Here is a 13,729-nt window from a genome sequence, read left to right as displayed (position 1 = left end):
TGAGCGATGCTATAGTACCAACTCCATTAAATAAGTAGCCACTCAGCAAAAATTAAAAGAATTTGGCTTGTTTTTCCTAAGAGATTGTCACTCTAATACTGTTTTACGCTGATTGATAACGCGCCCCGCAATTAACAGACAGACAATAGTTGCTGCGGCGATACCCGCAACGGCATATACCGCACTGCGCTCTCCCGGCAGAAACTCGACAAAAGTGGTAAGAAACTGACCTAGGAAAACCGCCATAGTGAAGTACGATAAGTTTCGCCCGCGATATTGTGGATGGCTTTGCTCAACCACCATGTGATTTAACAGAGGAATAGAAAAACCAAAACCCAAGCCACAAAACACACCGCCAAGAACCAATAATTGCAACGTCTCAGCATTGAAGAAGGTCAAGTGGGTCAGTGTAAACATGCATGTGGCAAGAATGAGCACAGCTTTCTCCCCCAGCTTAGTCACCAACTTAGGCATGATAAGTGCTCCCGCCACAGCAATCAGTGAAATGAATGCTAAGAAAAAGCCTATTTCATCCTCACTGAAACCTGAGCTCGCCATACTCATTGGTAGCACTGCAATGGCAATAAAAAACAGTATCATCGAAAGTACTGACATTAAATAAACTAACTTGAGTGAAGTAGCTGGGCGCTTTTCATCTTCAACTGCATGACTGTTTTTAAGCGGTTTTGGGCTTTGCTGAGGAATAAATAGCAGCATGAGTACTAAACAAACCCAGGCCATTAGATAAAGCCCAAAGGGCATTTGCCAACCTACAAGGGCGAGTTGACCACCAATAAATAAAAATATTACCCCACCAAGCTCTATGGCCATGCCTTGCTTGGCAATCATAGCTAAGCGCTTATGTCCTTGATACCACTGTGATATTAATGTCGTACCACCCGCCATAACGATTGCGGTTGCCGCACCCAATAAAATACGGTCTGCAAACACAAAGTAAGGCCCGTGTAAAAAAATCCCTCCAGCTCCTAATAACCCATACAAAGCCAGGCCAAGTAACAACGCATAGTAAGCGCCGAAATTATCAATTATACGCCCAGCGAAAGGGGCAAAAATGACCGCTCCTAACGCTGGTAATGTGATGAGCCAAGTAGCAAAGTGGTCAACGCCTAGGGCAATCGCGACCCCCTGTAAGCCTGGGGCAACAACAGTGCCCACCATAATCGTTAGACTAGAGATCACTAACAAAGTGAACCCAGCAATACGAGATAACTGAAACATAAACTTTCCTTTAATAATTAGTAGTGTTTCGCTTGAAAGCGATGATGAGTGAGCGCAAGAACGCTTAGGCCTATAGCGAAGTAGATAACCGTTTGCCAATCCATATGATTGACCAAGTACATGGCACCTGCCGCACCGAGTGAGGCGCCTGTGTAATACATCAACATGTAAACTGCATTGATGCGGCTTTGCGCAGCGGGATCGATAGAAAACACACTGACCTGATTAGGCACTTGAGCAGCGAAGACGCCGACATCAATCAGAATAATTCCGATTACCAGTCCCCAAATACTTGCGCCAAACACCATCAATACTGCGAACCCAGCTATAGTCAGCCCTATCGCACTACTGATTAACCGACTCGCACCCAGTTTAGTGACTAAACGACCTGACACTTTTGCCCCGACAATGCCTGATAAGCCAACAAAACCGAGCAAACCCGCTTGCTGAACAGAAAAATTCAGTGGCCCATCCATAACGTGAATAGCCACGGTGACCCATAACGCGTTAAACGCAGCAAACCACAAAGCACCGGTGATTGAAGCCACTCTAAGTAACTTATGTTGTCTAAAAAGGGTCAACATTGAGCGTAAAAGAGCAGGGTATGCCAGCTTAGCAGTGGGCTGATTTAGCGGTAAACGGACATTCAGCAAGACACCAACACACGCGGCTATCACTGCGGCAAAAATAAAAACTGCACGCCATTCATAATGCTGAGCGATAAACCCGCTTATGGCTCTGGAAATTAATATACCCGCGGTTAAGCCAGTCATTAAGGTACCCACTACCCGCCCTCTATCTGAGGGTATAGATAGTGAAGCGGCTAAAGGAATAATTTGCTGGGTGATATTGGCGCTAACACCGATGCAGAAGAGTCCCAGAAGCAAAGCAATGGTGTATTCGCTCAAGCCCACCATTAGCGAGCCAGTAATCAAAGTACAGGACAAGACGCTGACGACACTTTTACGCGGAAATATGTCCCCTAAGGGAGATATAAAGAGTAACGCGGCTGCATAACCAAGCTGGGTTAACGAGCCAAGTAAGCTTGATTCAATACCGCTTAATACAAAGCTACTTTTTATTTCAGGCAGCAGGGGTTGTACGTAATACAAATTAGCTACCGTCGCGGCAATAGCAAAGGCAAAAAGAAACAACTGCCTTGTACTAAGGACAGACGGTTTAGTGCTCGCTGGTTTAGATTGTAGAGCTTCCGCAGGCCTTATCGATAACATAGGGGTAAAATCCTTAAGTCGTTGAGTTTGAAACCGCAGGTAGGGTAAGGACTATTCACGTATAACAGAAATGTTATTTATTGATTAAACTGATACCATTTTGCTATAGGACGTCGATTCTGAAGGTGAAAAACGTGGAAATAAAAGTACTCAAAACATTTGTTGCGGTCGCAACATATCGTAGTTTTTCTGGCGCTGCTCGAGCGCTGCATACTGTTCAACCGGCAGTAAGTCGACAAATATCAGAGTTAGAAAATGAGCTAGGAGTAAAGCTGTTCTGGCGAAACACCCGAGAAGTAAAACTTACCTCTGCGGGGGAAGCATTGCTCGTTGAAAGTAACCGATTAATAGCCTTGCAACAAAGCGCTACTGAAAGAGTACGTAGAGTGGCTAAGGGTGAGACAGGACAGCTGCGCATAGGCTATATCAGCTCAGCTTGCTCAAGTTTTTTGCCTGATTTAGTCAGGCAATACAGTTTGGCGCACCCTAACGTTCAGGTATCACTATTTGATTTAACGGTACAAGGACAGCAGCAAGCATTTGAAAATAACGACATTGATATCGCCTTAACACGTCCCATTTTAGATGACGTTCAGCCAATCGGGTTAGCGACAGAGTTAGTTTACAACGACGAGCTCGTGTTGGTACTTCCTAAAGATCACCACCTTGCTAACGTGCCGAGCATCGCACTAAACGTAATGCGCGATAGTCGGTTTATTATATTTAAACGCGAAGAAGCAGAAGGCTTATATGAACAAACCTTAGGTGCATTCCAAGCGGCAGGCGTGACACCTATCATTTCCAGTCAACCGCGCTCAATGCAAACCTTGTTAGTTGAGGTGGGTGCCGGTTTAGGAATTGGTATTGCACCACATTGCATTAAACGCTTGGTCAGTAATACCTGTGCTTTTGTTAAAATTAATGATGTCAGTATTTCAATTCCATTAGTGGCGCAATTTAAACACTCACCAATGAGCCCAACAGTGTCTAGTTTTGTCACCTTGTTAACCGAACATAATGCTGAAATACAAGCAAAAATGTCAGTGGCTTGATCGTCGAATACCTAATGTAAGGCTCTAAACTAGAATCACATACGGCCTTATTTATGGATCAATGGCTCAACAACATTAACGACATATTGAAGGATGAAATCAGCAATAACCCCGTGATTTGATATTTGCTAGTCAGTACTTTTAACAATCAATCTGCATATATAATCAGCATTATCACTAACACAGTGGTTCTATTTTCTCCTGAAGTAACCTAGTATGCCGGCCTCGCAATATGAGCTGAGGGTTCTTAGCCTGTTACATTGTTGTAGCTGGGCTCAAATAAGCTTGTCACTGTCGAAAAATTTAACAAAAACTGTAAAAAAGCTCGTCATTACATCTTAATATATTGATTTTTAAGGTTTTTTATTTTTTGGCTTGCTATATGCTTTTATTAATTTAGAGATGTAGTACTGAGTATATTCCAACTTTGTATGCGAATTTAGAGCAGGTTTCCTAGATGGTATACATGATTTAATTGATAAATAACTAACTGGTTTAGATGCACAGATGTCTTGTTTAACACGAAAATTACAGCAACAACTTACGCGTTATATTCAACGTAATAGCAACGCACTAACAGCAAATAATGCAGAGCAAGTTCGCGATGTTTTAGTCAGTAAAGGTGTGTGTCCTTCAGATGTTACAACCGATCAGGTAAAGGTCATACTGCAGGATGTGCGTAGCAGCTAAATAGCGATGGATTCATTAAAGTAACGATTGAAATCTAGCTTGAACTCACTCGCGAGAACCGCTTTTTCGACTCGGTATTGGGAATGCAGCAAATCAATTTCCACAGGTTGGAGGTAATGGGCACTGCGAACAGAGTAAAATACCTTTACCAACGGCTTTAATGGGTGGTTCTCATTTTGTTTGATCACTACGGCAATTTTTTCGCTAGACAGTTTAACCAAACTGCCGACTGGGTAAACACCAATGCACTTAATAAATTGCTCGACTAAGTCCTGATCGTACTTGATTGGCGCTTCTGCATGTAGAATTTTAAGCGCTTTCTGCGATGGCATGCCCGCCTTGTAACAGCGGTCTGCAGTGATAGCGTCATAAGTATCGACTATTGCAATCATACGCCCAAAATGGCTAATTTCATCGCCGCGCGCACCGTCTGGATAACCGTAACCATCAAGGCGCTCATGATGCTGAGAAATTGTCTCTATCATACGCTGCGGAATGCCCATATCTTCTAAAAACCGCACGCCGTAATATACATGATCACGCATTATCACCATTTCTTGGTCGGTTAGGCGGCCAGGCTTATGCAGGATCTCATCGGGTACTTTGATCTTACCAATGTCATGTAGAAATCCAGAAAGCGCCAGTTCCTGTACCTCACTTTCAGACATGCCTAAATAGGTTGCAAAATTAGCTAGTAAAATGGCCACATTTAGTGAATGCTCTAGCAAGTAGCTGTCTTTTTCACGAATTTTAGTCATACACAGCAAGGCATTCGGATTACGATCAATGGATGAGACTAAATTAGTGGTAAATTCTTTTGGTATGGCTATATCAATAGGTAAGCCTTTACCCACTGACTGCAACATTCTTCGCTGCAGTACTTTGCCTTTTTCGTGTAATTTTGCCGCTCTGCCTATTTCATCAGCAAAAGAAACGTCAATCTCTTGAGATTCTTGCTCATCAACTGGGCTTGCTTGTTCTTGCTTTTCGATTTGCTTACTCAAATCTATCACCAAGGACACAATACCTTGCTTTTTCATTGCAGTAATAGCGGCGTTAGTGGTGACTCTCCCTCTGCTTTTAATCTTTAGGTTACCGTTTTGTTCAGCAATTGAATCGACATACATGCCGACTTTCAATTCGTCTACCGGGATAGTTTTCAACACTAAAAATATATTCCAATCAGTGAAACACGAGGGATGTGAGAAAAATAAACGATTTTACAAATTAGCGCAAACCCAACCTAACGCTAGATTTTAATTATCATACCAATTCCATTAAATAATTAACCACTCAGCGAAAATTTAAAAGGACTTAATCAAGGCGCTTAAATGAAGTAATAGTGGTGCTCTTTCGAGTTTGAGCAACACAGAGTAAGTCCTTTTAAAATTCGCCCGAAGGGAATTCCCCAGCGGGTTTTGCACTACGTTCTCGGTATTTGAAAGGGAACAACCATTACTACACACCGACGCCTTGTTCAAAACCCGCTGGATGAATTCTGAGAGGCCAATTATTTAGTGGAATTGGTATTAAACCTTTAAAAACCGCTTTCCTTTTTATTTTCGCCGTAAATTTACAGTGCTGTTAGCGCCAAAAATAACGAAATTAGCTGAAAACTGCCGTTTCACGAAAAAAAACAAATTAATAACAATTTTTGTTAACAACAAGTTAAATAGTGTCGATTGACATATAGTTAATGTGACTTTAACGTAATGCTGCGTTTACATCTTGCTGTTGGTTCAAACTATTCGAAGCACCAAGGTCAACGCCTCTTTTGATGATTACAAATCAGGATCACAAGGTACACGTTATGAACACACACAAAAAGTTTAACAAGTCGATGTTAGCAAGCAGTATTTCGCTGCTAATTAGCAGCGCCGCTGTTACCTCTGTAATAGCACAAGAACAAACAGCTCAAGAAGATGTAGAGGTTATACAGGTCAGTGGTATTCGCGGCAGCTTATTGCGCGCCATGGACATTAAGCGCGACTCCACCGGCATAGTGGATGCCATTTCGGCTGAAGACATGGGAAAGTTCCCCGATTCTAACCTTGCTGAGTCACTGCAACGGATTACTGGGGTATCGATTGATCGTGCAAGCGGAGAAGGCTCACAAGTCACAGTGCGTGGCTTCGGCGCAGCGAATAACCTGATAACCTTGAATGGTCGTCAATTGCCGACAACCACAGGCAGTCGAACTTTTGACTTTGCCAATATAGCCTCGGAAAGTGTATCCGGCGTAGAAGTCTACAAAACGGCTGACGCAAGCGTAACTTCAGGTGGAATAGGCGCAACCATTAACCTTTCAACCCATAAGCCTTTCCAGTCACCCGGCACAAAAGCGACATTTGGAGCCAAAATAATCGATGATAAATCCACTGAAAAGGGAGATATCACGCCAGAAATAAGTGGTTTGTATTCACAAACATTTGCTGATGAAACCTTTGGTATATCTATATCAGGTAGTTATCAAGAACGTGAAAGCGGAATGCAACAATTCTTAGCTGATCAGGGTTACCGTGCCAGTGAATATACCAATACAGGATGGGGCGGCGTTCCAGCAGGTGCTGACGGTGGCACAAATCGCCCAACCTCAGGGATTTACTCTAACCCGCAACAACCTAGATACGTTTTTGAAGAACGCCAACGTGAGCGCACTAATGGTCAATTGGTATTGCAATTCAGACCGACTGACAATATCACCACAACTCTAGATTACACATTAATTCGCAATAACATAGAAGAGCAGCACACTGATGCCTCAGTCTGGTTTAACTATGCAGGGGATCGCAGTGAATCCGTATGGGCAGGTGAACCAAACGCGGTACCTTTAATTTATTCAGAAATATACGAAATAAACAGCGACGCAGACCTTAAAGATACATCTTTGACTGTGGGTGCATGGGGCCGTGAAGAAAGCATTGATTCTATCGGACTGAACGTGGATTGGCAGGTAAATGACTCGCTGCAACTAACTTTGGATCATCACAGCTCAGAAGCTGAAATGAAAGCATCAGATCCTCGTCACGGCACTCGCAACAACCTGCAGCTTCCTTCTTATACGCGCACCCGAACGGGACTAGATTTAACCGGTAAGTTGCCAGGCATTGCCACTGGCAACATAGAAAATTTCAACCCGAGTACCATGCGCTTGTCAGGTAGCTGGTTTGCCAATGACTTCTATACCTCTGAAATTGACCAAACCCAGCTAACAGGTAAGTACTTCTTAACCGATGAGGCCAGCATTGACTTTGGTGTGTCAGTTAATACGGTGAATAATCGCTATCGCCACACCCAAGTACAACGCGCTGACTGGGGTGGAGTAGGCGAAGAAGGAGACTTTGCAGATGTCAATTGGACTGAAGACACGATTTTAGACAAATTCAACGCTAATGCAGGGAATTTCGAAGGCACCGCTACCCAAGGTGACTACGATTTATTTAACCGCATTTGGTTCGCAGATTTCGATGAGATTGTTCGAGCTGCGGAATTTGCGGATCCTGTCGCCAATGTAGACACCGTTTGGGGTGACTGCTTAGCACCAGAAGGGGCGTCGGCTGGCCCGAATGGTGAAGGACACTTTTGTGCTTCGTCGAATTGGGATGCTGATACCAACCGCTTTACTGAAGAAGAAACCACCGCGGCTTTTGTTCAGTTTCATTATGATGGTGAGCTAGGTGATATGCCTTATGATGCTCACTTAGGGTTACGTTATGAAAAAACGGACGTAACCTCTACCGCATCGGCACCAGGCTACAGCCGCGTTGAATGGTCTGAAGCCACTTCAACAGCAGTAACTGGGGTCACCGGTATTGAAACCTTGAGTCAAGAAGCGGATTACTCGCAATTTTTGCCTAGCCTAAATCTTAACTTATCAGTCACTGATGATGTCATTTTACGCGCGGCGGTTGGCAAAACAATTTCTCGAGCGGGTTATGGTGCATTACAAGGGGGCACCACTATTAACACCTCAGGGAGCCTAAGCGGTTACTCTGGGAACTCAGGTAATCCAGGCTTACGTCCATTAGAGTCAGTGAACTATGACTTATCTGCAGAGTGGTATTACGACGAAGGCAGCTATGTATCATTAGGCTACTTCAGAAAAGACGTCACCAATTGGATTACAACCGGTACAACCAATTCGACCATTTTCAACTTGGCTAACCCGTTAGACGGCGAAAAATTTGATGCTGCGGTTGCCGCTTTAGGCGCGAGTGCAAGTAACCAACAGCTGCGCACCTATATTTTTGAGAACTTTGCGGATGACCCGAACGTCATGCCAAACTTCGATGAAAGCGGTGAGCTAGATGGCGGTACTATTTTGGGTGACCCAGCCACGGATAATACGGTGAACTTTAGAATCAATGTCCCTGTGAATGGCGATACTGAACACACAATAGACGGGATCGAATTTAACGTTCAACACCTGTTTGGGGAATCAGGGTTCGGTGCGATAGCTAACTACACCATGGTGGACTCAGGTTTAGAATACGATAAGTCTTCACTGAGTGATACCGAAGCACTTGTCGGTCTCAGTGACACGGCAAACTTGGTTTTGTTCTATGATAAAGACGGTTTACAAGCGCGTATCGCTTACAACTGGCGTGATGAGTTCTTAAATGAACGGCGAGTCAATGGTGATTTAACTGCGCCTATATTCACTGACGCTTATTATCAAATTGACTTTAACCTAAGTTACGAAGTAAAACAGCTTGAAGGACTGACCGTATTTGTAGAAGGTATTAACATTACCGATGAATATACCAATGAATTTGGTCGTGATAACCGTTTGATTTATGAATTAACGCAAACGGGAGCCCGCTACAATATTGGGGCTAGGTATACGTTTTAATTTGTAACGCCAGCAGAACGTAAGATAACCAGCCACGATACGTATGTTTACATCGTTATCGTGGCTTTTATGTTTTCCTGAAATTGTTTTATACCGTGCAGTTAACCACAAACTAGAATAAAAAATGGGGCTTATATGGCAAACCATGTGTTACTAAATAGCGCTGAACACAGTGATTTACGCATCATCACTGAGCGTAGTGATGAATTTGGAGATAACCTTTGGTTCTCCCCTACGTTTGTCGATGAAATGCGCAGTGTGCAAGCACATTACCCTATTGTGTTTCACAAAGACCAAAGTACAGCGCAATTTACACCAGTGGCGTTATTTGGTTTTCAGCAAAATGAAAATTTATTTTTACAGTCTAATCAATGGAATGCGAGTTATATTCCTTTGTCTGTACAACGCATGCCTTTTTTCATCGGCCGACAAAACATCACAACTGACGGCGTGACTGAGCAACAACGTGTGATCACCTTGGACATAGACTCCCCTCGGGTAAGTAAAACGCAGGGCATCGAGTTGTTTTTAGAATACGGTGGTAACAGCCAATACTTAGAAGATATTGCAGCCATACTTGAAACCTTGCACCACGGTATGCAAGGTAATGAAGCTTTCGTAAATACGTTGGTCTCGCTTAACCTTCTGGAAACAATGAACCTTGATATCACCCTAGATAATGGAGCAAATCATCAGTTGGTTGGCTTTTACACGATCAACGAAGATGTGTTGAATAATCTAAGTCCAGACAACATAGTGCAGTTGCATAATGCTGGATACTTGCAAGCCGCATACCTCATTTTAGCTTCACAGGTTCACTTTAACGATTTGGTGGCACTAAAAAATAGGCTGGTATCACAAACGGTATAATCGGAGATCGCAGAGATGTCGCAGTCAAATGACAAACCGCTTTGTTCTGAGGTAAAACAGATTAGCGGCGTGACAGCAGAAAATATTCCTGTCGCACTGCTAAATAGCAAAGAGCCTATCGTGTTAAAAGGCTATTGCGCGCATTGGCCACTAGTAAAAGCCGCTAAACAGTCTGATACACATGCTGCACAGCACCTATTACAATGCGATCAAGGGGCTAGGTTTCATACTCATTATCTACCAAAAAACGAGCAAGGTCGCATCTTTTATAATCAGGACATGACAGGGTTTAATTTTCAGTCAAGTCAACAAACATTACCTAAGATACTCAACGATATTCAAGACAATGCACAGAGCCAAAACGGCCAATGTGTTTATGTCAGTGCCACCAGCCTAGCGCAGTGTTTACCAAAACTACTCGCGCAAATTGACATACTGCCCGACGTCGATATGCCACTAGTTAATATTTGGCTGGGGAATGCGAGCCGCATAGCAGCCCATTATGATGTCGCCCAAAATCTCGCCTGCTGTGCAGTGGGAAAACGCCGTTTTACCCTTTTCCCCCCAGAGCAACTAAGCAATCTCTATGTGGGTCCTTTAGATAAAGCCCCTGGTGGACAAGAAATTAGCACCGTCGATTTCGCAAACCCTGATCTATCACAGCACCCCAAATTTTCTCAAGCCCTAGCAAGCGCACAAACCGCAGAATTAGAAGCTGGAGATGCGCTTATTTTACCCAGTATGTGGTGGCATTATGTACAGGGCCTAAGTGGATTTAATGTACTCGTCACGCACTGGTGGCGAGATACGCCTGCCCAAATGGGAAGACCGATGAATGCCTTATTATTAGCCATGATGAGTGTGCGAGACCTACCTAAACATCAACGGGATGCCTGGAAGAACCTGTTTGATCATTACGTTTTTGAGTATCAACCAGAGCACTTTTCACACATACCAGCAACAGCAAAAAGCATACTTGCAAGCCCAATGGGCGAAACAAGCCGAAGACAGCTGCTTGCTGATTTGCAAAATAAGCTCAGACGATAATAAATATAATGAAAAGCGAGTATCAGTCTATGCAACAAGATGCAATCAAACATATCGTCATCGCAGGCGGGGGCACCGCAGGCTGGATGACAGCTGCGGCATTTGGAAAGCTATTTGGCAAAAATATAAAAGTGACGCTGGTGGAGTCTGATGCAATCCCCACTGTAGGTGTGGGTGAGGCTACTATTCCTACCTTACACTTGTTTCACGACCTGCTAAAAATCAAAGAAGCGGATTTTATGGCAGCGACGAATGCCACATTCAAACTAGGCATAAAGTTCGAAAATTGGTACGAAAAGCAACAAGCTTACATACATTCATTCGGGCACTTTAACCATGGTTGTTGGGCAGCAGGATTTCAACACTTCTGGTTGCGCGGGCAAAAGCTAGGTGTTGCAAGTGAGATTGGGGATTACTGCCCTGAACATCTCGCTTGCCGATTAGGAAAGTTTGCTACCGCCCCCAAACAAGAGCGTAACCATGCCTTTCACTTAGATGCTGGTCTTTATGCAACATTTTTAAGACATATTGCACAGCGATCTGGTGTGAATCGAGTCGAAGGGAAGATCCAACAGGTCGACCTCAACTATGATAGCGGCTTTATTCAATCTCTCACCTTGGCAGATGGGCAATGTATTTCTGGTGATCTATTTATTGATTGCACTGGTTTTCGGGGTTTATTAATTGAACAAGCGTTAAACACAGGCTACGAAGATTGGAGTCATTGGCTACCTTGTGACAGTGCCGTCGCAGTACAAACTGAGTTGCTAGAAACAAGTGCCCCTTACACGCGCTCAATTGCTCATGACGCGGGGTGGCAGTGGCAAATTCCGCTCCAAAATCGTATGGGTAATGGCATGGTGTTCTGCAGCAAATATATAAGTGATGAAGATGCCAAAACACACTTGCTCAGTAAACTTCAAGGCCAACCTTTAAATACTCCAAGGATCATTAAATTTAAAACAGGGGTACGACGTAAATTATGGAATAAAAACTGTGTTGCCATAGGGTTAGCAGGTGGTTTTATAGAGCCATTGGAGTCCACCAGCATTCATTTAATTCAACAAAGTGTGATCCGTTTAATGCAGTCTTTGCCTTCAATCCATATGGAGAGCGCAATTGTCGACAAGTTCAACGCAACCATGCGCAGTGAAATAGACAATATCCGCGACTTCATTGTTCTACATTATCATGCGACAGCTCGCAGAGATTCTGCATTTTGGCGCTATTGCAAAGACATGCCCATTCCCAAAACATTGCAAGAACGTATGCAGCAATTTGCCCAAAGTGGCCATGTGCATCAAGGCCAAGGGGAGTTGTTTGGTGAGGCTTCTTGGTTGCAAGTCATGTTAGGTCAGGGAATAACACCTAGCACATATCACCCAATCGTCGATCTGATGCCAGCACAAGAATTAACAGATTTTCTGACCAGCATAAAACAACAAACCGCTCGCAGAGTCGGCAGTTTACCTGATCACCTCGCATTTATTCGTCATTATTGTCCTAGTAAGGCGTCATAACACATGGATAAACCGGCATTGGGCAGCGATCATAGTGAGGTATCTCACTTTCGAATAAACCCAGATCACAACATTCAAATGCTACGAATAGGGGAGTCTCAAACACCAATTCTAATCATCGATGACTATTTGCAAACGGTAGAAGATTTAATTGAGTATGCAGCTCGGCGCACTACATTTTCGCCAGACAAAACTACCTTCTACCCAGGTATACGTAGTGCCCTACCAAAAGCATATGTTGTGGCGAGCCTAAAACCCTTGATGAAAGGACTATACCGCTTGTTTGATATCCCGATTGGCTTATCACCGACCCCTATCGACAATTATTTTTCACTGATTACATTGCCTCCCGAAGAATTAACGCCGATGCAAACACTGCCTCACTACGATACGCCAGATCCAAATTTAATCGCGGTTGTACACTATTTAAGCCCAAATCAACATGGTGGTACTGGCTTTTATCGTCACAATAGAAGTAGAACAGAACGAGTGACCTCAAAAAATGAACAGGCCTATCTTTATGAAGCGCAATCTTTTGCCAAAAAGGGATATCCAAAAGCCTACTGTGAAACATCTCACCCTGCATACACCTGCTTTTATCAGGTACCGTTTAAGCAAAACAGAATTGTGCTCTATCCTGGCAACCTACTTCACAGTGCTCTGATCACAACAAGCAAGGATACGAAGGCCGATCCTAAACAAGGACGCCTCACAAGCAATATGTTTATAAAGTTCAGTTAATTAGTACCCACTATCACTTAAACGTATTTTAATTGGTAAGTTTCCATAGCATTTCATCCAAGGTTGGCTGCCATTGAAATTCAGCCAGCTTTACCCGATTACCTACTACAACGACGTTTTCCTCTTGCAGTAAACCTGTTTGCCGTAAGGCTTGTTCTGACCCTGCGGCAAAAGCCAGTTGACCGGATGAACGAAGAACACGATACCAAGGTATATTCATGTCTTCAGGCGTAAAGCCCAAAGACTTGCCGACTAGACGTGCACGCCCGGGTAAGCCAGCAAGATCGGCTATTTGCCCATAACTCGCTACCTTGCCAACAGGTATCGCACAAACAGTTTGCCAAATTTGGGTATAATGTGGGTTTCGAGCCATATGTATTTTATTTTAATCAGACGTAAACGTGTTCATTATGCAAAACTTGCTTTTAATACTCACTATTTCTAATTGGGTCCAACCAACAACCGTAAATTGTCACCTAAACAATT

11 protein-coding genes are annotated in these 13,729 nt (G+C 43.6%); 7 read left to right on the top strand and 4 right to left on the bottom strand.

Annotated features, from left to right (window positions below):
- Nucleotides 1–87: 87 nt before the first annotated feature.
- Nucleotides 88–1,239: an MFS transporter gene (locus FX988_RS13180; RefSeq protein WP_160180456.1), complete on the bottom strand. Its 1,152-nt coding sequence runs from the start codon at nucleotides 1,237–1,239 to the stop codon at nucleotides 88–90.
- Nucleotides 1,240–1,256: 17 nt separating this feature from the next.
- Nucleotides 1,257–2,471 (bottom strand): MFS transporter, encoded by a 1,215-nt coding sequence (locus FX988_RS13175; RefSeq protein ID WP_160180454.1) that lies wholly within the window; start codon nucleotides 2,469–2,471, stop codon nucleotides 1,257–1,259.
- 134 nt (nucleotides 2,472–2,605) lie between these two features.
- On the opposite strand from FX988_RS13175, the gene FX988_RS13170 reads away from it, so the two are divergent.
- Together FX988_RS13170 and FX988_RS13165 are read left to right on the top strand one after the other, a co-directional pair.
- Complete coding sequence (locus FX988_RS13170; RefSeq protein WP_160180452.1) at nucleotides 2,606–3,523, top strand: LysR family transcriptional regulator; 918 nt, start codon at nucleotides 2,606–2,608, stop codon at nucleotides 3,521–3,523.
- Nucleotides 3,524–4,030: 507 nt separating this feature from the next.
- On the top strand, nucleotides 4,031–4,213 hold the full coding sequence (locus FX988_RS13165; protein WP_160180450.1) for a hypothetical protein: 183 nt from the start codon (nucleotides 4,031–4,033) through the stop codon (nucleotides 4,211–4,213).
- Here the strand turns inward: FX988_RS13165 and FX988_RS13160 are convergent.
- Nucleotides 4,210–5,379 (bottom strand): HD-GYP domain-containing protein, encoded by a 1,170-nt coding sequence (locus FX988_RS13160; RefSeq protein WP_160180448.1) that lies wholly within the window; start codon nucleotides 5,377–5,379, stop codon nucleotides 4,210–4,212. The genes FX988_RS13165 and FX988_RS13160 overlap by 4 nt on opposite strands.
- A gap of 644 nt (nucleotides 5,380–6,023) precedes the next feature.
- Between FX988_RS13160 and FX988_RS13155 the strand changes: the two genes are divergently transcribed.
- From FX988_RS13155 to FX988_RS13135, 5 genes are all read left to right on the top strand, one after another.
- Nucleotides 6,024–9,065, top strand: coding sequence for a TonB-dependent receptor (locus tag FX988_RS13155; protein ID WP_160180447.1), 3,042 nt, complete (start codon nucleotides 6,024–6,026; stop codon nucleotides 9,063–9,065).
- A 135-nt stretch (nucleotides 9,066–9,200) separates the two neighbouring features.
- A complete protein-coding gene (locus FX988_RS13150; RefSeq protein ID WP_160180445.1) occupies nucleotides 9,201–9,935 on the top strand; it encodes a SapC family protein in 735 nt (244 codons plus the stop codon).
- Nucleotides 9,936–9,950: 15 nt separating this feature from the next.
- A complete protein-coding gene (locus FX988_RS13145; protein WP_160180443.1) occupies nucleotides 9,951–10,982 on the top strand; it encodes a cupin-like domain-containing protein in 1,032 nt (343 codons plus the stop codon).
- A 29-nt stretch (nucleotides 10,983–11,011) separates the two neighbouring features.
- Entirely contained in the window at nucleotides 11,012–12,502 is a 1,491-nt protein-coding gene (locus FX988_RS13140; protein ID WP_160180441.1) for a tryptophan halogenase family protein, read from the top strand.
- 3 nt (nucleotides 12,503–12,505) lie between these two features.
- On the top strand, nucleotides 12,506–13,243 hold the full coding sequence (locus FX988_RS13135; RefSeq protein ID WP_160180439.1) for a DUF6445 family protein: 738 nt from the start codon (nucleotides 12,506–12,508) through the stop codon (nucleotides 13,241–13,243).
- Between the two features lie 28 nt (nucleotides 13,244–13,271).
- Here FX988_RS13135 and FX988_RS13130 read toward each other — a convergent pair whose 3' ends face one another.
- On the bottom strand, nucleotides 13,272–13,616 hold the full coding sequence (locus FX988_RS13130; protein WP_160180438.1) for an MGMT family protein: 345 nt from the start codon (nucleotides 13,614–13,616) through the stop codon (nucleotides 13,272–13,274).
- Nucleotides 13,617–13,729: the final 113 nt, after the last annotated feature.

Source organism: Paraglaciecola mesophila (assembly GCF_009906955.1).
Lineage (GTDB): Bacteria > Pseudomonadota > Gammaproteobacteria > Enterobacterales > Alteromonadaceae > Paraglaciecola > Paraglaciecola mesophila_A.
This window is presented reverse-complemented; position numbering and strand designations above follow the sequence as displayed.

Excerpts from the sequence above, each read along its gene's own strand:
- FX988_RS13145 (WP_160180443.1), top strand. The coding sequence starts at position 9,951 with ATGTCGCAGTCAAATGACAAACCGCTTTGTTCTGAGGTAAAACAGATT.
- FX988_RS13150 (WP_160180445.1), top strand. The coding sequence starts at position 9,201 with ATGGCAAACCATGTGTTACTAAATAGCGCTGAACACAGTGATTTACGC.
- FX988_RS13155 (WP_160180447.1), top strand. The coding sequence starts at position 6,024 with ATGAACACACACAAAAAGTTTAACAAGTCGATGTTAGCAAGCAGTATT.
- FX988_RS13130 (WP_160180438.1), bottom strand. The coding sequence starts at position 13,616 with ATGGCTCGAAACCCACATTATACCCAAATTTGGCAAACTGTTTGTGCG.
- FX988_RS13180 (WP_160180456.1), bottom strand. The coding sequence starts at position 1,239 with ATGTTTCAGTTATCTCGTATTGCTGGGTTCACTTTGTTAGTGATCTCT.
- FX988_RS13165 (WP_160180450.1), top strand. The coding sequence starts at position 4,031 with ATGTCTTGTTTAACACGAAAATTACAGCAACAACTTACGCGTTATATT.
- FX988_RS13140 (WP_160180441.1), top strand. The coding sequence starts at position 11,012 with ATGCAACAAGATGCAATCAAACATATCGTCATCGCAGGCGGGGGCACC.
- FX988_RS13135 (WP_160180439.1), top strand. The coding sequence starts at position 12,506 with ATGGATAAACCGGCATTGGGCAGCGATCATAGTGAGGTATCTCACTTT.
- FX988_RS13175 (WP_160180454.1), bottom strand. The coding sequence starts at position 2,471 with ATGTTATCGATAAGGCCTGCGGAAGCTCTACAATCTAAACCAGCGAGC.